The organism is Polynucleobacter hirudinilacicola (genome assembly GCF_002192535.1).
GTDB lineage: Bacteria > Pseudomonadota > Gammaproteobacteria > Burkholderiales > Burkholderiaceae > Polynucleobacter > Polynucleobacter hirudinilacicola.
In genome coordinates, this window is record NZ_NAIA01000003.1 from 615539 (window position 1) to 635633 (window position 20095).

Genomic DNA, 20095 nt, shown 5'->3' on the forward strand with positions numbered 1-20095 from the left:
AGATTAATTCATGAGTCAAATTATTGAAATCAAAGTTCCGGACATCGGCGACTATAAAGATGTACCAGTCATTGAGGTATTGGTTAAACCAGGCGACAAGATTGAGAAAGAACAATCGATCGTTGTGCTTGAGTCTGATAAAGCCACGATGGACGTTCCTTCATCCCACTCTGGTGTTGTGAAGGAAGTTAAAGTCAAGATTGGTGACAACCTTTCTCAGGGGTCTGTAGTGATCACCTTGGAAGAGGGTGCTGCTGCAGTTGCACCAGCCTCCGCTCCTATTCAGGCTAGTCCAGCCGCAACATCATCCTCAAATGCAGCCGGTGCATCAATTGAAATTAAAGTCCCAGATATTGGTGACTACAAAGATGTTCCGGTCATCGAGGTCTTGGTCAAAGCTGGTGACAAGATTGAGAAAGAGCAATCGATTGTTGTGCTTGAGTCTGATAAAGCCACAATGGACGTGCCTTCATCACACTCTGGTGTTGTAAAGGAAGTTAAAGTGAAGGTTGGAGACAGCCTCTCTGAAGGATCAGTTGTATTGATTCTGGAAAGCGGAGTATCTGGAACTGTAGCGGCTCCGACAGCTGCACCAGCGCCAGCGCCAATAGCAAAGCCAGCGGCAGTAGAGCCTCCCATTGCGCGTGCTCCAGCGCCTCCTCCAGTTTCCAATGCTGCGCCAGCCGTAGATCCAAGCTTGAGTCATGCTAGTCCGTCGGTGCGTAAATTTGCGCGTGAACTGGGTGTCACTATCGGTCAGGTCAAAGGCTCTGGTCTCAAGGGACGCATTACACAAGCAGACGTACAAGCTTTTGTAAAAGCGGCCATGAGTGGTGGCGCTGGGAGTCCTGCAGCAGCGTCAAGTGGTGGAAGCTTAGGCGGCCTCAATTTGATTCCTTGGCCAAAAGTCGATTTCACGAAGTTTGGTGAGATTGAGCGTCAGCCATTGAATCGTATTAAGAAACTGACTGCAGCTAATCTTGGTCGTAACTGGGTCATGATTCCAGCGGTTACGTATCACGAAGATGCAGATATCACTGACTTGGAAGCATTCCGTGTGCAGACAAATAAAGACAATGAGAAGAAGGGCGTCAAGATTACGATGCTTGCTTTCTTAATGAAGGCTGCCGTAGCGGCTTTGAAGAAGCATCCGGAGTTCAATAGCTCACTAGATGGTGACGATTTGATTCTGAAAAAATACTTCAACATTGGTTTTGCAGCGGATACGCCAACCGGTTTAGTGGTGCCCGTGATTAAGGATGTGGATAAGAAGGGTATTTTCGAAATCGCCCAGGAAACTTCTGAATTAGCAGCCTTGGCGCGTGACGGCAAGCTCAAGCCAGATCAAATGCAGGGTGCGAGTTTCACGATTTCCTCATTAGGTGGCATTGGTGGAACTTACTTCTCACCAATCGTGAATGCTCCCGAGGTGGCAATCTTGGGGGTAAGTAAAGCCGCTATGAAACCAGTATGGGATGGCAAGCAATTTGTGCCACGTCTGATCTGCCCACTGTCGCTTTCTGCAGATCACCGCGTGATTGATGGTGCATTGGCTACCCGTTTCAATTTGTACATTGCCCAACTGCTAGCCGACTTCCGTCGTGCTACGCTGTAAGGAGGATCTATGGCTAAGCAAATGATCCTCGTGCCAGATATTGGCGATTACTCCGATGTGCCAGTAATTGAAGTGCTAGTGAAGGTTGGTGATGTTGTAGAAAAAGAGCAGCCTTTATTGGTACTTGAGTCTGATAAAGCAACCATGGAAGTTCCGGCAGATGCGGCTGGAACAATTACTAGTATTGCCGTAAAGCTTGGTGACAAAGTCAGTAAGGGTTCTGCGATTGCTGAGATTGAAGCAAGTGCTGCAGCTCAGCCTGCAACCCCAGCCCCAACTGCTATTCCAGTGTCAGCAGTTCCGGCAGTAAAGGCGCCAGCTCCAGTAGCTGGTCAATATAGCGGCAAAGTAGATCACGAGTGCGACGTATTGGTATTAGGTGCCGGCCCTGGCGGCTATAGCGCTGCGTTCCGCAGTGCTGACTTGGGTATGAATACTGTACTAGTTGAGCGTTACTCCACTTTAGGTGGTGTATGTCTAAACGTCGGTTGTATTCCATCGAAAGCATTGCTGCACACTACGTCTGTTATGGATGAAGTCAAGACAATGTCTAAGCATGGCATTACCTTTGGTGCACCAAAGATCGAAATCGATCAATTGCGCGGCTACAAAGATTCTGTCATTGCAAAGTTAACTGGTGGTTTAGCTGGCATGGCAAAAGCACGCAAGGTCAAAACAGTGCGTGGCCTAGGGCGCTTCTTGGATGCACATCACGTCGAAGTAGAAATGACGAGCGGTACCGGACAAGACCTCACAGGTCAAAAAGAAGTGGTGCGTTTTCAGAAGGCAATTATTGCTGCTGGCAGTCAGCCAGTGAAATTGCCTTTCTTGCCAGAAGATCCACGAATTGTCGATAGCACTGGTGCCTTGCTGCTGAAGAGTATTCCAAAAAGAATGCTTGTCATTGGTGGCGGGATCATTGGTTTAGAGATGGCGACGGTTTACAGCACGCTTGGCTCACGCATTGATATTGCTGAGATGATGGATGGCCTGATGGCTGGGGCTGATCGTGATCTCGAAAAGGTCTGGGAGAAGTTCAATGCCGGACGTTTTGAAAAAATCATGCTCAAGACGCGCGCCTCTAAGGCTGAGGTGAAGCCTGATGGTATTCAAGTGAGCTTCGAAGGTGAAAACGCGCCTGCAGAACCACAAACTTATGACTTAGTTTTGGTTGCAGTTGGCCGCACTCCTAATGGTAAAAAGATCGATGCCGGTAAAGCGGGTGTTCAAGTCGATGAGCGTGGCTTTATTTCGGTTGATAAACAAATGCGTACCAATGTACAAAACATCTTTGCCATTGGCGATATTGTTGGTCAGCCCATGTTGGCCCATAAGGCAGTGCATGAAGGTCACGTTGCTGCCGAGGCGGCATTCGGCGAGAAGTCTTACTTTGATGCGAAGCAAATTCCATCGGTTGCTTATACCGATCCAGAAGTGGCTTGGGCTGGTTTAACAGAAGAGCAGTGCAAAGCACAAGGCATCGCTTATGAAAAAGGACTATTCCCGTGGGCTGCGAGTGGACGGGCGATTGCTAATGGTCGTGATGAAGGATTTACAAAGCTCATCTTTGATGCAGCTACCCATCGCATTATTGGTGGTGGCATTGTTGGCACTCATGCTGGCGATTTAATTGGTGAGGTTTGCTTAGCGATTGAGATGGGCGCTGATGCTGTTGATATCGGCAAGACTATTCATCCGCACCCAACCTTAGGCGAGTCTGTAGGCCTTGCTGCAGAAGCGGCACATGGCCATTGCACTGATTTACCACCGGTGAAGAAGAAGGCTTAACCAAGCTTCAAAAGAAAAAGCCCCGAATATTCGGGGCTTTTGCATTAGAGCAGCGCTTTATTTCTTCTTGGTTGCTTTGCTGGCAGTCTCAGCAGCTTTCATGACGGTGTCAGTAGCACTATTGAGATTAGTCTGCGCAACATTGACTGCATGCTTCACAGCTTTTTGGCTAGTTTCATATACATTGTTAGCGGAGGCAATGGCTTGCTTCATTGCTTGCACAGCAGCATCGGAACCCACCGGGGCATTTTTAGTCCACTCTTCAACTAAAGCATTGATCTTTTGTTGACCCGCCTGAAATTCTTTTTCAGCAGACTTGGTGAAGTTGTTTTGGGTTTCATGAGCCAAATCATATAAATGACGACTATAGGCCATGATCTTTTCGGCCATTGGCTGAACTGCTTCAGCTTGATGAGCGAGGAGCTGTTGAATATCTTTTACTTCTAATGCTTTCTTGGCGCTAGTCATGCTGTCACTCAAGCTTTGTTTTGCAATATGCATATTGAGCTCAACTAATTTTTCAATGCTTTGGAGCGCTTGATTTGTGAGGCTACTCAAAGTCTCTAAATTGGCTTTTTGTGCTGCAGCTAATTGTTCTGGTGTTAGGTTCATTTCAATCCCTTTCGCGTGTGCTCACGCTTTATTTGTTTTTTCGCTGATGTCTAACTCTAATCCCTCTTGCACCATTTTACTGTACAAATATTGCATCGCAGCATGAAGAATCATTTCTTAAGAGTGCCGCCCGCTTATTAGGAGGGGGTGGTAAATAAGCCTAAAATCAATGATTCAACTCAAAAGTGATCCATGAAGCTCAGCCTAGATAACGCAATTGCACCGATATTTGTGCTGATTTGGAGTACAGGCTTTGTGATTGCAAGACTGGCAATGCCCTATGTGGAGCCAGCGACATTCTTATTTTGGCGTTGCGCCGGGGTTCTAGTAGCCATGGGTGCCCTCAGCTTGATCTGGCGTATTACTTGGCCAAGTTGGCCGCAAATAAAGCATATTGCCGTTGCTGGCATCTTGCTACAGTTCGGCTATTTAATGGGCGTTTGGCTCGCTGTACGCCTGGGCATGACTGCGGGTTTGGTAGCCATCATCGTTGGTTTGCAACCTATTTTGACCGCTTGGTTTGCTGCGTGGATATCGGAGCAGGTTACGCCGCGTCAATGGCTTGGCTTAGGATTTGGATTTGCTGGCGTGGCTTTAGTCGTCATGACAAAAATTAGCTTTGCCTATATTCCGTTTACCAGTTACGTGTTGGCTTTTATCGCCTTACTCTCGATCACTTTTGGAACGCTTTATCAGAAAAAATATTGTCCAGTTTTTGATTTAAGAGCGGGCTCTTCGATACAGTTTGGGGTTTCTGCGGTTCTTTGTTTCTTCTGTATGTATTTCTTTGAATCTGGCGTAATGCTTTGGAATACACCAGTAGTTATTGCAATGCTATGGGCAATCTTTCCTTTATCAATCGGCTCAATTAGCCTGTTGTATATGATGATTCGTAAAGGAGCTGCAACCAAAGTGACTAGCCTTCTTTATCTAACGCCACCAACCACGGCACTGATGGCCTGGTTTCTATTTGATGAGCCCTTTACCTTAATGATGGCGCTAGGACTTGCTTTGACAATGACAGGGGTGGTTCTCGTAAACGCCCGCCGAACCAATGCGGTGGCGACCATTGCTGAGTAAATCGTTATTAATCGTCCAATATAGGGCGAATAAATCCATGCTGATACCTGAAATTAATTATCATTCCGTATGTTGAAAGTTTTGGAAGGTATTTTGGGATGCGTTTGAATCGATTTTGGGCCTTGATCTTGATGGCAGCATTTGTCTGTGGCGCTGCCATAAATGCGCCAGCAATCGCTGCTAACAAGGACAAAGAGAAGCAAACCAAGACTACCAAAGTAGTAGTAAAAAACACTAAGGCTGCTAAAAAGCAAAAATCGGTTCGGGTTGCAGTAACTCGTTCATCTGAGCCTGCTGCTCCAGCCCATCCATCATTTGCAACGGCTCTTGGTCTGCGCGGTCAGCATGATGACTTAAGTCTCAAATCCAGCGTGGCAATGGTTGTTAATCAAGATACAAAGGAAGTGTATTTTGAAAAAAATTCTTCTGTGAGTTTGCCAATTGCATCGATTACAAAATTAATGACTGCAATGGTTGTTTTGGATGCCAAGCTACCCTTAGATGAGACTATCGTTATTAATTCAGATGATGTGCGTAGCTATGCTAAATCCCGGCTCGCTGGTGGCACAGTCATGACACGAGAGGAGGCATTATTGCTTTCCTTAATGTCCTCTGAGAACCGTGCTGCTTATACCTTAGGTAGAAACTATCCCGGCGGCGTTACGGCATTTGTCGATGCAATGAATCGCAAGGCTAGAGAGTTGGGTATGGATCATTCTCGTTTTGCTGACCCTACAGGCCTCATGAGCGAGAACGTTGCCTCCGCTGAAGATCTTACTCGTATGCTGGGCGCTGCTTATCAGTACAAAATGATTCGTGAGTTTTCAATATGGCCGGATTTAACCATGGTGATTGCCAATCGGCCACAGAAGTTCTTAAACACCAATCGCTTAGTACGCTCGGGCGATATGAACATTGGCTTGCAAAAGACCGGCTTTATTAACGCGGCAGGTAAGTGCCTGGTAATGCAGGCTAGAGTAAATAATACGCCGTTGTTGCTAGTCTTTTTGGATTCTGTCGGCACTCAATCCCGTTTTGCTGATGCGGTACGAGTACGTGATTGGTATGAGCGAATGCCATCTGGAGCGCAACCGATACGTCGCTTGATGTAACTAAGTAGTTGAACCTGGATCGCTCGATTTGGGCTTGTAGCCCATTCCTTTAGAGATCTGGAGAGCGGTATCCTGTAAGGCTTTGAGCCAGTCCGCTTGCATGCGATCTGTTGGCGAGCTGAGCGATAAACCTGCCACTAATTTACCAGTGTCATCCAGAATAGCTGCCGCTAAACAGCTAACCCCAAGCTCTAATTCTTCATCATCGCGAGCATTACCTTCTTTGCGAACTTGATTAAGAGCAGTCTCTAATTTAGCTAAGTCGGTAATGCTATTGCGAGTATGTCCAGATAGTCCTGTGCGTGTGACATAGGCACGCACTTGGCTTGGATCATCGCTAGACAAGAATAATTTTCCAACTGAAGTCAGGTGGAGTGGAGCACGACCACCAATCGCACGAACCACTTGCATACCAGAGCGCTCGCTATACGCTCGATCAATGTAAACAATCTCATCACCTTGTCGTACTGATAGATTCACAGTCTCGCCAGTGAGTTTATGTAGGGTGCGCATTGGCACTTGTGCTGCTTCACGAACAGAGAGTCGTGCTTTGACTAAATTGCCAAGCTCTAAGAGCTTTAGTCCAAGGCGATAAGTGCCACCATCACCACGCTCAACCAAGCGACAGGCAACCATGTCATTCAGAATACGGTGAGCTGTAGAAGGGTGAAGGCTCGTTTGCTCGGCTAAATTCTTGAGGCTGCTCGACTCTTCTTGCTCGGCTAAGGCATCGAGCAGATTCATCATGCGCTCAACCACCTGGATAGCTGTTTTACCAACTTCCCCGGTACTTTTAGCGTTTTTGACAGGCTTATTCGTGCTCATGAGCGCTATTGTAGCGATTCCAAATGCTATTGCATATTATGAAATGCTATTTTAAGAGTCTATGAGTGAAAAACCCAGTTTTCGGGGTAATTCTAGGGCTGTCGCAGGGCTTTAGCGCACTCATTAACAAGGTCTGGACCGCGATAAATCAACCCGCTGTATATCTGCACCAGACTGGCCCCAGCCATCATTTTTTCTCTAGCATCGGCTCCTGACAGAATGCCGCCAACCCCGATGATGGGCACATTATTGCCTAATCTTGCCTTCAGTGTTTTGATAACGTGAGTAGATGCAGCGCGAACTGGGGCGCCCGATAATCCACCAGCTTCTTCACCATGCTGCATGCCTTGAACGGCATCACGAGTAATCGTTGTATTCGTAGCAATGATTGCGTCGATACCAAATTCCATGAGTAAGTCTGCAATTAAATTAATGTCGGCAGTATCTAAGTCAGGCGCAATCTTTAAGAAGAGTGGTTTGTGAACTCCATAGCGATCGCTCAAACGTTTTCTGGCTTCATCTAGATCGCCCAATAATGAGCGCAACATCTCTTCGCCTTGTAGAGCTCGAAGGTTCTGAGTGTTAGGGGAGGATATATTGACCGTGATGTAAGAGGCGATTTCATAAACAGCCTCCATTCCCAAAATGTAATCGCTGGCAGCATCTTCAATGGGTGTGCTGCCATTCTTGCCAATATTCATTCCCAAAACGCCACCTTGTTGCCAGAACTTGGAGCGACGTACCCGAGCAACACAGGCATCAACACCATCATTGTTAAAGCCCATGCGGTTAATGATGGCCTGGGCTTCTGTCAGCCTAAACATGCGAGGCTTTGGATTGCCCGGTTGTGGGAGAGGGGTTACAGTACCGATTTCTAAAAAACCAAATCCGAGTGCGGCAAGCGCATCAATATGCTTGCCATCTTTATCGAGCCCAGCTGCTAAACCTACCCGGTTCGGAAAGGTAATGCCGCAAAGTGTGTGAGGATCAGCAATCGGTTTGCTAACCAGGCGCTCGAGTAAACCCCAGCGTTGTGCGCGATCTAAATTACTGAGTGTGAGATTGTGGGCTTGTTCGGGATCTAAACAAAAGAGCCAAGGGCGTAATAAAGAGTAACGATCGATCATGGATAGATATTATGACCCAGCTAACTCAGTCAAAGGCTGCCAGTGATCATCAATCAAGCCTTCCATCGGTTGATACTTGGCTTTATAGGACATTTTTTCACTCTCTTTAATGTAGTAGCCAAGATAGAGGTAAGGCAGGCTGAGTGTTTTTGCCTGCTCAATTTGCCAAAGAATGCTAAAGCCGCCATAGCTAGAGGCATGTACTGAGGTATCAAAGAAGGTATAAACCGAAGAAATGCCCTGATCTAGGATGTCGATCATGCTGACCATACGCAGGCGCCCAGGGTGGGGATCCTGCGGGCCATCCCGAAATTCCACAATACGTGAGTTCACACGGCTCTGGAGTAAGAACTGCATGTATTGATCTTGATCATCGCTATCCATATCACCACCAGCATGTCTTTCGTTCTGGTAGCGTTGATATAACTGGTAATGCTCGTCTTGATAGCCCAAGTTGAGAACCGATACCTCAAGACCAATATGTTTTTTCCAGGCGCGACGTTGACTGCGCGAAGGAGTGAATTGATTTACTAAGATGCGAGTGGCAATACACGCTCTGCATTCATCGCAGTAGGGGCGATAGGTATAAAGACCGCTACGACGAAAGCCCGCATTCAACAATTCGCTATAAATGTCTGCATGGATTAAATGGGACGGAGTAGCAACCTGAGAGCGCGCCATTCGATTTGGCAAATAAGAGCAAGGGTAGGGTGCCGTGGCATAAAACTGCAATGCGGTGAGCGGAAGTTCTTTGAGCCTTGTCATAGCCAGTGGGTCAAAATCGATTTATCAAAAGTCCAAGATAGCTCAATCTTAGTTTGGTTTAAGGATATTTGCAGTTGTTCTAAAAACTCATCCCGAGAAATAGGGGCTGCACCCAAAGAATGGAGATGAGTAGTCTCTTGCTGGCAATCAATCATCCCAAGCCCGCTCTGGACACACCAGGCGCTCAAAGCTGCCAAGGCAATCTTAGAGGCCCCTGGTTTACGGCTAAACATCGATTCTCCAAAAACCATGCCGCCAAACGATACACAGTAAAGACCGCCAATGATTTGATTATCTTCAGTGACGGCAATACTATGGGCATTTCCTTGTTCATGTAATGCGGTGTAGGCATCCATGATTTCATGGGTGATCCAAGTGCCATCTTGATCTTTGCGAGCGCTCGTCGCGCAGGCGCGGATCACTGCGCCAAAATCTTCGTCAACCATAATGGTTGAATTTGCATCTTGGCAAAAATGACGAATGCTTTTTTTCAGAGAATCGCTGCATTTAAATTCTGAAGGTTTCAGAACCATACGGGGATTTGGCGACCACCACAAGACTGGTTGGTTATCTGAGTACCAGGGAAAAATACCGAGTTGGTATGCCTGAGAAAGTTGTCCAGGATAAATGCGTTCGCTTACTGCAATCAACCCAGGAACGCTAGGATCGGGATCCGGGTGGATCAGTGGATTTGGAAAGGAATCATTTGGACCTAGCCAAGTAATTTGACTCATACCTTGACCCATAAATCAGTCACTAGATTCTTTCGGATGGCAGAACGTCGCGGCTGCGGACATGAAATTCTTTGCCTGATTCTAAAAGGCCGGCAGCGCGGTCAGCAAAGAACCATTCGAGCGTTTGCTTGACTGTTGGGAAAGCAAGCTCCGCCCATGGAATTTCATGCTCATAAAAGAGGGCAACCTCAAGACTTTCTTCACCTGCAGAAAATTCAGGAGAATGCATTTTTGCTAAATAGAACAAATGAACTTGTTCTGCATGGGGGACATTTAAGAGTGAGTAAAGCGGGCCTATTTCAACTTGGGCACCTGCTTCCTCAAGTGTTTCCCTGGCAGCACCGTGACTAGTGCTTTCACCAAGCTCCATAAAGCCTGCGGGTAGCGTCCAGTAACCATGACGCGGTTCAATGGCGCGGCGACATAGTAAGACTTGTTCACGATAAATAGGAATGCTACCGACGACATTGCGTGGGTTCTGATACTGAATGCTGCCGCAGGCCTCACAAACGTAACGCTCACGAGAATCATCTGCCGGAATCTTGATCGTCAGTAGTGAAGCGCAGTGAGGGCAATACTTCATGAACACCTTCTAAAAATGGGCTTTGATAGCGCCGCGCAGGGCATTACTAAGCATAATCTCATCTGCTATTGAAACATCATTAATAGTCAGGTTAGCTTCACGGGCATTGAGCTTTGAATCGGCCAGCAGGCTTGCGCGCATTACGCCAGGTAATAGGCCTGCTGAAACTGGTGGAGTAAGCCATTCTGAGCTGCCTTGAGGTTTAACAAAAATGCTAGTTCTTCCGCCCTCGGTCACAAAGCCTTGTTCATTCGTAAATAGAGCATCAAAGCCACCCAATTGAACAGCGGTCTGCCAGGCTAGATCATAAAGACTGCGATGAGTCACTTTGTGACGCAATAGGGCATCACCAGAAAACATTTCTACATTGCCAGGAAGAATATCTTTAGCCCAGAAAATTTTGACAGGCTCACTCAAGATCTCAAGCACTCCGTTAGAGATAGACAGATCACCATCCGGGGCAAGATCAAGTCTTAGCCTACAAGAAGTCTTCGGGCTGAGTGATGAACAAGCATTTTCAACTGCGAACTGAGCATCAGATCGATTAAAAGGAATTCTTAAAGCCAAAGCAGAGGCTTGCATGCGATCTAAGTGCGCCACAAGCTTCTGAGGTATCCCTTGATCAATAGCAATCGTTTCAAATAAACCCATAGAGGAGGGTAGATGCATCAAGAAATCAGATTTGATACGACATTCCTGCCATTCTTGCTGTGTATTTGAATCGTTGGTGATGCCAGCACCGACTCCCAAAGTAAAAGTGGAGGCATGTGATTGCACATCCTCTGTAATCTCAATGGTACGAATGGGAACACTGAAAGCAAAGTTCCCACTGGGATCAAGCCAACCTAAGGCTCCGCAGTAATAGCCGCGATCTTCTGGCTCTAGCTCTTGAATAATCTCCATGCTACGTTTTTTAGGTGCACCAGTGACAGAGCCACAAGGAAATACCGCATACAAAATATCAAAGAGGGAAGTATGAGGTTTAGCTCGGCCTTGTACGGTAGAGGTCATTTGCAATACATCGCCGTGCCTAGCGACTTCGAATAAATGAGGCACGACTACTGAGCCGGGCAAAGAAATGCGGCTGAGATCATTGCGTAATAGATCGACAATCATGACGTTCTCAGCTTGATTCTTGGGGTCTTCAGATAAAGCGCTAGCGACATCAGATAAAGCGCTGGCCGTGCCTTTCATGGGCATGGCTTTTAGAGTATCCCCTTCGCGAGCAATAAAGAGCTCTGGAGATTGCGATAGCAGATAATTACCAGCGTGTGAGATATAGGCACCAAATCTACCAGGCTGGCGCCCTCGTAAGCGGCCATACAGGGCTAGGGGTGAGCCATACGTCTTTCCAGAAATCCGGTAGGTATGATTAATTTGATAGCTATCACCACTACGAATATATTCCTGAATATTGGCCATATCAGAAGCAAACTGCTTTTCATTTAATGACTCATGAACATCGAGTACACCAGCAGACTTCTCACTCTCTTCAAGCATTGCAATTCGATTTGCAATCAGAGTATCTACTTCGCTCTTAGATAGTTTTTCAAAACTCTTGAATGACCAAGCCTCGATGAGGGGGTGAGGGCTTGAGCTATGCGGTCTTTGTGGAAGTTGATGAATGGGTCTACCAAGTTCATACGCAAATGCGGCAACAACAAACTCACCTCTAGCAAGAGACTCAGTAATCTGGGTTAAACAAGTCTGGGCTGCATCCAAATCAAGTGCATTATCATCACTTGAAAGAACGCGCCAGTACTGTAGCGGATTTTCATAATGGCGACTCGATGGCTGAGCCGCTGTACTTTGCGCGTCGTCGAGCAAAATCATCGCGGCTAACCTAGTGTCTTCTAGTTACTTCAGAAGAGTGGCTGATTCAATAGTCACGGCCTTGGAGGGAACATCAGCCATTCTGCCCATACGAGGCGCTGGTGCAACCATGGTGGGCACCTTACGAATTGCATCGATAGTTTGAGTTCCAGAAATGACTTTGCCAAATACGGTATAACCATTGCCCATCGCATTAGGGTAATCCAAAGCAGGGTTGTCTTTCACGTTAATGAAGAACTGAGCAGTAGCAGAATCAGGATCAGATGTGCGAGCCATGGCGATGGTGTACACATTGTTCTTTAAGCCATTAGTAGCCTCAGATGCCACTGGGGCATCGGTTGGTTTTTGTACTAAATCAGGAGTAAAGCCACCACCTTGAATCATGAAGCCATCAATCACACGATGAAAAATGGTGCCATTGTAAAAACCGCTTTTGACATAGTTCAAAAAGTTGGTAGTAGTCTTGGGGGCCTTAACATCATCAAGCTCGACTACAAAATTTCCCATAGTCGTTTTAAATTCAACTTTAGGCCCAGCAATAGCTGCTTGGCTGGTAAGGCATGCAGCAACCAGAATGAGGTTAGTAAAAAGCTTACGCATAAAGACTCCTTGAATGAATTTGATACAACAGATTGTATTGTGCAACTGGATTAGGTGAGCCCATTGGGAACATTGCCAGCATAGGAATAGGACGTTTCCTCAAACATGCCTGGACGAGCAAGGTAATCCAGCGCCCAATCGATGGTGTCGACACCCCAAAAGCAATGTTGATTGAATATCAGGGCTGGTACGCCAAAAGCACCATCTGCTTTGGCTTGATTCGTATTGGCAATAAGTTCCGCTTTTACTTCAGGACTCTCTGGTTTTACGGTCTCCGCTGGCAGCCCTAAATAAGTACAAAACTCTGACCAAGAAAGATTGGGATCTTTACCTTCTACCCAGACATAATCAAAGGCACGCTCAACCATTGTCCAATTGGCTTTTTCTTGCACAAGCAGACGTTGGGCTGCAACAGTCATAAAAGGGTGGTGCTCAGGAAAACGAAATGGAATACCTAATTTTTCTGCTTGCCATACGCAGAACTGATAAGTATGGGGACGCTTTGCAGCAATTTCACCAGGACCTTTATTGTCTGTAGCTCGAAAGAGTCCACCTAAAAGGATTGGCACTGGTGTGATATTCAGTTGATGTTCTAAGCGCTGTCTTTGCTTGATATACAAATAGGCAAAAGGCGAGATGATGTCGTAGTAGAGGGTGGCGGGAGTTTTCTCGCTCATCGACTCATTCCTATTTCTGATTGTGCTCTGCATCGAGTTTGCGTAAGAAAGCCATCTTCTCTTTAATTTGTGTCTCTAAGCCGCGCTCAACTGGGTCGTACCAGCGGGGCTCTGGCATTCCTTCGGGTAAATAGGATTCACCGGCAGCGTAGCCATGTGGCTCATCATGTGCGTAGCGATATTCCTTGCCATGACCAAGTTCTTTCATGAGCTTAGTTGGAGCATTGCGTAGATGATTCGGCACGGGCTTGGACTGATCTTGTGCAACATAGGCGCGTGCAGCATTAAATGCCTTGTAACTGGCATTACTTTTTGAAGCTACCGCTAGATACACTACCGCTTGACCCAAAGCGAGTTCACCTTCAGGTGAGCCTAGCCGCTCAAAGGTTTGGGCAGCATCGTTTGCTAATTGCATTGCTCGAGGATCTGCTAAGCCAATATCTTCCCAGGCCATACGAATGATACGGCGTGCTAAGTAACGTGGGTCTGCTCCACCGTCGAGCATGCGGCAGAACCAGTAGAGGGCTGCGTCGGGATTGGACCCACGCACGGATTTATGCAATGCAGAAATTTGGTCATAAAACTGATCGCCACCTTTGTCAAAGCGGCGCGCTTGCACGGTAAGCGCATTTTCAATAAAGGCTTGGTCAACGACATCAATGTGTGAGCCGGGCGTTAGCACTGCATTACGAACCTGTTCTACCAGGTTTAACAATCTGCGTGCGTCGCCATCAGCATTCGAGATCAGGGTATCAATGGCACCATCGTCAAATTTGATATCCGGCATAGCATGTTGATGGGCGCGAACAAATAGCTGCTTAAGCTCATCGGCATTTAAGGACTTGAGAACATAGACTTGCGCTCGAGATAACAGTGCTGAGTTCACCTCAAAAGAAGGGTTTTCTGTAGTTGCGCCAATAAAAGTAAACAAACCAGACTCTACGTGAGGTAGGAGGGCGTCTTGCTGGCTCTTATTGAAGCGATGAATCTCATCGACAAACAAAATTGTCTGTTTGCCATATTGCGCCATACTTTGTTGAGCTTGCTCAATCGCTTCGCGTATCTCTTTAACCCCAGCTAATACTGCAGAGATGGCAATGAATTCACGATCAAAAGCTTTTGCAGAAAGACGTGCTAAGGTCGTTTTACCAACACCCGGAGGGCCCCACAAAATCATGGAGTGCGGCTTGCCTGATGCAAAAGCAAGATTGAGTGGCTTACCTGCTGCTAATAAATGGGTTTGCCCAATCACTTCTTCAATGGTTTTCGGGCGCAAGGCTTCCGCAAGTGGTGGCGGAGGGGTGCTATCGAAAAGACTGCTCATTGAATCGTTAGGCTTGGATAAATAGAATGACGATCGCTGCCCAAGTTAGGCAAGCAGCAGCAATATAAGTCAAGCGATTGCGGATCACCATAAAGGAGTTTCGTGCCACTTCATCCGAAAAATAGTATTGATAAGTGTTCTGATCAATATTGCGCTGAATGATCAAAGTTGACGCCAGAATCAACAAGGCAACTGGAATATAGATATGTAGTGCTAGCCAGGCAACCAAAGCAGGTATGACACCCCAGATCCAAGCATTGCGATCAATCCAGCGATCACCCATAGGCGCTTTACCCATGGTATGCAAGTTAGCACCCCAATGTAAAGCTCCCATGAAAGAGGTAATAACCGCTCCATAGCCTGCCAGTGATTCTGCGCTTAAATAATTGAGGGGTGTTGGCGCCAACTGCACCATTAAAGCAAGCCCTACAAATGGAATGAGACCGGCATAGGCCAGCTTGGTTACAAGGGGTGGAATAGGGTTCACAAGTACTTAAAGTTTGGTTGAGATGAATGGGTGAAAATTATTTATCGTAGGTATAGACACCGCGACCTGTTTTGCGACCGAGATAACCCGCCGCAACCATTTCACGAAGCAGTGGGCAAGGGCGGTATTTGGAATCGCTGAAGTTTTCAAAATAGACTTCCATAACTGCCAAGCAAGTATCTAAACCAATGAGGTCTGCTAAAGCTAAAGGTCCGATCGGCTGATTGCAGCCTAACTTCATGCCTGCATCAATGTCTTCAGGACTTGCAAGACCTTCTGACAATACAAAGAATGCTTCGTTAATCATTGGCAACAAAATACGATTCACAACAAAGCCTGGTGAATTCTTAACAGTAATGGGTTCTTTGCCAACACGTTTAGCCATTTCAATAATGGCTGCATGCGTTGCATCACTAGTCTGTAAGCCACGAATCACTTCCACCAAAGCCATGAGCGGTGGTGGGTTGAAGAAGTGCATGCCAATAAAGCGCGCTGGGTTTGAGTCAAGGGCGGCTAACTTGGTAATTGATAGAGAAGAGGTATTGGTAGCAATGATGGTGTCTTTACTCACGATCTCATCGACTTGCTTGAGAATCTTTTCTTTAATTGCCTGGTTCTCAGTAGCAGCTTCAATGACTAAACCTAAGCCCTTCAAATCGGTGTAAGAGGTGCTGCCTTTAATGCGCTTGAGTGCCGCCACTTTTTCATCGGTAGTCAGGGTCTCTTTCTTCACGAGGCGATCTAAGCTTTTGCTGATTTGATCTAAGCCGCGCTGTACAGCAGCATCATTAATATCAACCATGACGACATCAATCCCGGCAACCGCGCAAACCTGCGCAATACCATTACCCATCGTGCCCGCACCGATCACACCGACTGATTGAATCTTCATCTCATTTCCTCTTTTGATACTGGGTTGAACCAAATAACTGCTCTCTAGCATTGTTGTCAGTCAAAGGCTTGCGTAATGCTGTTAATACTTCGCAGCCACGCTTTACTGCGGGACGCTCACCAATCATTTCAAACCAACGCTTGAAGTGAGGAAAGTCATTTATCTCCATACCTTGATTTTTCCAATTGCGTGTCCAAGGATAAATCGCCATATCGGCTATGGAGTAAGTTTTTCCTGCGATATAGGGATTATCTTTCAGTTGCTGATCGAGAACGCCATATAAACGCTTTGCTTCATTGGTATAGCGATTGATGGCATAGTCAATTTTCTCAGGGGCATAGAGTCGAAAGTGGTGGTTTTGCCCAAGCATAGGGCCTAGGCCACCCATTTGGAACATGAGCCATTGCAACACCTCATACTTACCGCGAGTGGTTTTTGGTAAAAACTTACCAGTCTTGCTGGCTAGATAGAGCAGGATCGCTCCAGATTCAAAAACGCTGATCGGCTTCCCATCTGGGCCATGAGGGTCTACTAATGCAGGAATCTTATTGTTTGGACTAATCTTTAAAAAGCTCTTAGCAAACTGATCACCAGCACCGATATCGATTGGATGAGCGATCCAATCGCGACCCAAGCGATAGCCGCACTCCTCAAGCATGATGTGCACTTTATGACCATTGGGTGTAGGCCAGCTATAAACATCGATTACATTTTTTGAATTATCGCTTGTCATGGGACTCTCTATAGGGATTGCAGGCGTTGTAGGGCGGTAGCTAAAGTTTGCTCTTGCTTGGCAAAACAAAAGCGGATCACACCAGATTCGGTAGGTTGATCATAAAAAGCAGAAACGGGAATAGCGGCTACACCTACTTTAGTAGTGAGCCATTTACAAAAATCAGCCTCGTTTAATTGAGCCTCTGGAATATTGAGTGCAGAGTAATCGGCGCACTGAAAGTATGTTCCGGGAGTTGGCAGTAACTTAAATCGAGTCTTAGCTAAACCTGCTCCGAAAAAATCACGCTTTGCTTGATAGAAGGCAGGTAGATTTAAGTAGTGGGATGCATCTGCTAAGTAAGAGGCAAGCCCATATTGCATTGGCGTATTGACGGTGAAGACGTTAAATTGGTGAACCTTGCGGAATTCTTTTGATAGTGCAGAAGGAGCTGCTACATACCCCACTTTCCAGCCAGTAACGTGATAGGTCTTACCAAAACTGGAGATCAAAAAGCTTCTAGCGGCCAACTCGGGATGGGAAGCCACGCTGTAATGGGCAGCGCCGTCATAGACCATATGCTCATACACCTCATCACTCAAAATCAGTGTGGAAGTATTTTTCACCAACTGTGCTAAGCGATCTAAATCGGTTTTTTGCCACACCATTCCAGTAGGATTGTGCGGAGAGTTGATGATGAGTAGTCGTGTCTTAGGATTGATGGCTTTTGCAAGAGCATCCCAGGGAATTTCATAAGAAGCTACTTGACCATTCTCATCACGCGTGACTTGAAGTGATACGGCGATTGTTTTGCCACCCGCCAATTCAATTGCAGGTCGATAGCAATCGAAAGCAGGTTCGATGATGACCACTTCATCACCGGGACTAACGCAAGCCAGAATCGTTGTCAGAACTCCTTGAGTACCACCGCCAGTAATCGTAATTTCTGAATCGGGATCATAGTGTTGGCCATAAAGGTTTTGAATCTTTTGGCAAATACCATTTCGGAGTTCGGCAACTCCAATCATGGGAGGGTATTGGTTGCGATCGGCAAGCATCGCTTCATTTACGCTAGCGATTAATTTGCGATCACATGGAAAGTCTGGAAAGCCTTGCCCTAAGTTAATAGCTTCATGTTCAGCTGCAAGCGCAGACATCACGGTAAAGACAGTCGTTCCCACATTGGGTAGCCGACTCGGAAATGGGGGGGTAGGGGCTGACGCAGTCATTTAGGGCAGAGAAATCTGGTAGTCGCTAGAATGGTAAAAATACATAAACAAATTGTGCCATGCTGATCGTACTTTCTCCCGCTAAATCCTTGGATTACAAGACCCCTGTGAAGGTCAAGGCGCCCACCTTGCCTGAATTTGCTTCAGAATCCGCTAAATTGATTGCTGATCTGAAAAAGCTTTCCCCTCAGGATGTATCGAAGTTAATGGGTTTGTCTGACCAATTGGCCGCCTTAAATGTAGGGCGCTATCGCGATTGGTCCAAGAAATTCACAGAAGAAAACAGCAAGCCAGCAATCTACGCTTTTGATGGTGACGTCTATGATGGCTTTGATGTGAAGACCCTTAATGCCAAAGCAGTTGATTTTGCGCAAAACCATGTCCGAATTCTGTCAGGCCTCTACGGTGCTTTGAGGCCCTTAGATTTGATGCAGGCTTACCGCCTAGAAATGGGCACGACCTTTAAAAATGCCAGAGGCAAAGATCTCTACGCTTTTTGGGGTAGCAGGGTGACGGATGCACTCAAGAAGATATTAGAAAAGCAAAAGAAGCCTGTACTGCTCAATTTAGCTTCAGAAGAGTATTTCAAGGTCTTGCAGCCTAAAGAATTGGATTGCCCAATTATTTCTCCGGTATTTCAGGATGCTAAGGATGGTAAGTACAAAATTATCTCGTTTTATGCGAAGCGGGCCCGCGGTTTAATGGCTCGTTATGTTGTTGAGAACCGCATTACGGATCCGGCAGATTTAAAAGGCTTTAATTTGGATGGTTATCAGTATTTTGCTGCGGAATCTAAACCAGATAAGCCAGTATTTAGAAGGGCGGAGAAAAAATAATGGCCGTACATCGCACTAAGTCTTCGCAACGCAGTTCACCTGAAGTGGAAAAACTGGTTTCTGATGCAATCTCCTTGGCCGCCTCAGGCAGTCAAATAGAAGATCGCTTTTGGGAAGAGCGCCTGAATGTGCGCTTGATGCGTTTGCTCAAAAGTCAAAATCAAAATGTCATTGATGCAGCCCTAGATCAAACCTTTCGCATCAATACAGTGGCATTTGAAGTGCTTGCGGATTCAGCTGAAACCCTAGCGGAGTCGCTGAAGATGGAACATGAGGGGCAGGAGTGGGATGTACTCTTGCTTGCAATGCCGATCGTTGCGCACACGCGTTATCAAATTCCTTCTGGACCATTGCAGGCCAATATGGTTGAGGCGACTGCTCAAGCCTTGCATTCTGCAATTGCTGCGCCTGATACGCGCCTTGCGATTGTTCCTTGGCTCTACAGCATTGATCAGATGCCGCATTCTCATTGTCAAACCCGCATCTTGACGGAGGCCTTGGCTAATGCCGCAATCTGCAATAAAGATGTGAAACTAGAGTTACGGGATATGTCTGAGACGATAGCTGTCTTAGCGGATCCGCGCTTTATCATTGCCGCCCTGAGCGCACCGAGTGGAACCCCCATCTTCCGTTGGCAGGCTGAGTCTCCAGCACGTCAAGAGCGTGGCGTGAGTTTGATCGGTTGGCAAAACGCCATGCAAGAACCGATTGCTGCTTTGCTGCCTGGCTGCGAGTTCGAGCTCTTATTACCGGAGTCTTATTTTACGAACTGTCGTTTAGCAGATAAACATGTTCGACCCCTCAGCATTCGCGCAGCAGTCAATTACTTAGAGAGTGGCTTAGGCATTCTTCCTGCTGGCTTATCGTGTGTCGTGGGCGCATTTGGCGAAGAGCAGGCTGATGAATACCGCATCTCCTTTAGCGCAAAAGGTTCTTCAGAAGTCATGTACGGCGTAATCTGGCCTTTGTATGATCGCGAGAGCGTGGCAAGTGATGCCTTAAATGATTTGTCGGATGACGAAAGCCCAATTAAAAAAATCTGCGACGCATTGCATGATGCTGGCGTAGAAGATGTTTTCCGTCATGCAATGCTCTTTGATCCAGAGTTGTGCGATGACTGTGGCGCGCCTTTATTCCCTGACAGATCAGGGGAGGCTGTGCATGCAGAGATGCCAGAAGATTCGCCAACGCAACAACCTTTATTTCACTAAGAATATAAACAATAAAAAAAGCCGAGAAGTTCTCGGCTTTTTTATCAATGCGT

At 46.7% G+C, this 20095-nt stretch carries 20 protein-coding genes; 6 read left to right on the top strand and 14 right to left on the bottom strand.

Features of this window, described 5'->3' with window-relative positions; genetic code table 11:
* The first annotated feature begins 10 nt into the window (after positions 1 to 10).
* Entirely contained in the window at positions 11 to 1615 is a 1605-nt protein-coding gene (gene aceF / locus B6A14_RS07185) for a dihydrolipoyllysine-residue acetyltransferase (protein WP_087909807.1), read from the top strand.
* 9 nt (positions 1616 to 1624) lie between these two features.
* Positions 1625 to 3403: a dihydrolipoyl dehydrogenase gene (lpdA, locus tag B6A14_RS07190; protein ID WP_087909808.1), complete on the top strand. Its 1779-nt coding sequence runs from the start codon at positions 1625 to 1627 to the stop codon at positions 3401 to 3403.
* A 57-nt stretch (positions 3404 to 3460) separates the two neighbouring features.
* Here the strand turns inward: lpdA and B6A14_RS07195 are convergent, their stop codons facing one another.
* A complete protein-coding gene (locus B6A14_RS07195) occupies positions 3461 to 4015 on the bottom strand; it encodes a phasin family protein (protein ID WP_087909809.1) in 555 nt (184 codons plus the stop codon).
* Positions 4016 to 4207: 192 nt separating this feature from the next.
* On the opposite strand from B6A14_RS07195, the gene B6A14_RS07200 reads away from it, so the two are divergent.
* Together B6A14_RS07200 and B6A14_RS07205 are read left to right on the top strand one after the other, a co-directional pair.
* Positions 4208 to 5095, top strand: coding sequence for a DMT family transporter (locus B6A14_RS07200; RefSeq protein ID WP_087909810.1), 888 nt, complete (start codon positions 4208 to 4210; stop codon positions 5093 to 5095).
* A 98-nt stretch (positions 5096 to 5193) separates the two neighbouring features.
* Entirely contained in the window at positions 5194 to 6207 is a 1014-nt protein-coding gene (locus B6A14_RS07205) for a serine hydrolase (protein ID WP_087909811.1), read from the top strand.
* Here the strand turns inward: B6A14_RS07205 and B6A14_RS07210 are convergent, their stop codons facing one another.
* The 13 genes from B6A14_RS07210 to B6A14_RS07270 all read right to left on the bottom strand — a co-directional run bounded on the left by B6A14_RS07210 (position 6208) and on the right by B6A14_RS07270 (position 17995).
* Positions 6208 to 7032, bottom strand: coding sequence for an IclR family transcriptional regulator (locus B6A14_RS07210; protein WP_087909812.1), 825 nt, complete (start codon positions 7030 to 7032; stop codon positions 6208 to 6210).
* A 92-nt stretch (positions 7033 to 7124) separates the two neighbouring features.
* The gene (locus B6A14_RS07215; RefSeq protein WP_087909813.1) at positions 7125 to 8159 is read right to left on the bottom strand and encodes a quinone-dependent dihydroorotate dehydrogenase; all 1035 of its coding nucleotides are present in this window, start codon (positions 8157 to 8159) and stop codon (positions 7125 to 7127) included.
* 9 nt (positions 8160 to 8168) lie between these two features.
* The gene (locus tag B6A14_RS07220; protein ID WP_087909814.1) at positions 8169 to 8924 is read right to left on the bottom strand and encodes an arginyltransferase; all 756 of its coding nucleotides are present in this window, start codon (positions 8922 to 8924) and stop codon (positions 8169 to 8171) included.
* A complete protein-coding gene (gene aat / locus B6A14_RS07225; RefSeq protein ID WP_087910313.1) occupies positions 8921 to 9658 on the bottom strand; it encodes a leucyl/phenylalanyl-tRNA--protein transferase in 738 nt (245 codons plus the stop codon). Before aat ends, B6A14_RS07220 begins: the two co-directional genes overlap by 4 nt.
* A 22-nt stretch (positions 9659 to 9680) precedes the next feature.
* On the bottom strand, positions 9681 to 10241 hold the full coding sequence (locus B6A14_RS07230; RefSeq protein WP_087909815.1) for an NUDIX hydrolase: 561 nt from the start codon (positions 10239 to 10241) through the stop codon (positions 9681 to 9683).
* Positions 10242 to 10250: 9 nt separating this feature from the next.
* A complete protein-coding gene (locus B6A14_RS07235; protein WP_087909816.1) occupies positions 10251 to 12074 on the bottom strand; it encodes a bifunctional chorismate-binding protein/class IV aminotransferase in 1824 nt (607 codons plus the stop codon).
* 24 nt (positions 12075 to 12098) lie between these two features.
* Entirely contained in the window at positions 12099 to 12674 is a 576-nt protein-coding gene (locus B6A14_RS07240; protein WP_087909817.1) for a peptidylprolyl isomerase, read from the bottom strand.
* 50 nt (positions 12675 to 12724) lie between these two features.
* Complete coding sequence (locus B6A14_RS07245; RefSeq protein ID WP_087909818.1) at positions 12725 to 13351, bottom strand: 2-hydroxychromene-2-carboxylate isomerase; 627 nt, start codon at positions 13349 to 13351, stop codon at positions 12725 to 12727.
* Positions 13352 to 13361: 10 nt separating this feature from the next.
* The gene (locus tag B6A14_RS07250; RefSeq protein WP_087909819.1) at positions 13362 to 14675 is read right to left on the bottom strand and encodes a replication-associated recombination protein A; all 1314 of its coding nucleotides are present in this window, start codon (positions 14673 to 14675) and stop codon (positions 13362 to 13364) included.
* A 7-nt stretch (positions 14676 to 14682) separates the two neighbouring features.
* Positions 14683 to 15162, bottom strand: a complete 480-nt coding sequence (locus B6A14_RS07255; RefSeq protein ID WP_087909820.1) for a DUF3429 domain-containing protein — start codon at positions 15160 to 15162, stop codon at positions 14683 to 14685.
* Between the two features lie 37 nt (positions 15163 to 15199).
* A complete protein-coding gene (locus B6A14_RS07260) occupies positions 15200 to 16054 on the bottom strand; it encodes a 3-hydroxybutyryl-CoA dehydrogenase (protein WP_087909821.1) in 855 nt (284 codons plus the stop codon).
* A 1-nt stretch (position 16055) separates the two neighbouring features.
* Positions 16056 to 16787: a glutathione binding-like protein gene (locus tag B6A14_RS07265; RefSeq protein ID WP_087909822.1), complete on the bottom strand. Its 732-nt coding sequence runs from the start codon at positions 16785 to 16787 to the stop codon at positions 16056 to 16058.
* Positions 16788 to 16795: 8 nt separating this feature from the next.
* On the bottom strand, positions 16796 to 17995 hold the full coding sequence (locus tag B6A14_RS07270; RefSeq protein WP_087909823.1) for a pyridoxal phosphate-dependent aminotransferase: 1200 nt from the start codon (positions 17993 to 17995) through the stop codon (positions 16796 to 16798).
* 59 nt (positions 17996 to 18054) lie between these two features.
* On the opposite strand from B6A14_RS07270, the gene yaaA reads away from it, so the two are divergent.
* Both yaaA and B6A14_RS07280 read left to right on the top strand, forming a co-directional pair.
* Complete coding sequence (gene yaaA / locus B6A14_RS07275; protein WP_087909824.1) at positions 18055 to 18831, top strand: peroxide stress protein YaaA; 777 nt, start codon at positions 18055 to 18057, stop codon at positions 18829 to 18831.
* Entirely contained in the window at positions 18831 to 20042 is a 1212-nt protein-coding gene (locus B6A14_RS07280) for a DUF2863 family protein (protein WP_087909825.1), read from the top strand. The genes yaaA and B6A14_RS07280 overlap by 1 nt, the downstream gene beginning before the upstream one ends.
* Positions 20043 to 20095 lie beyond the last annotated feature (53 nt).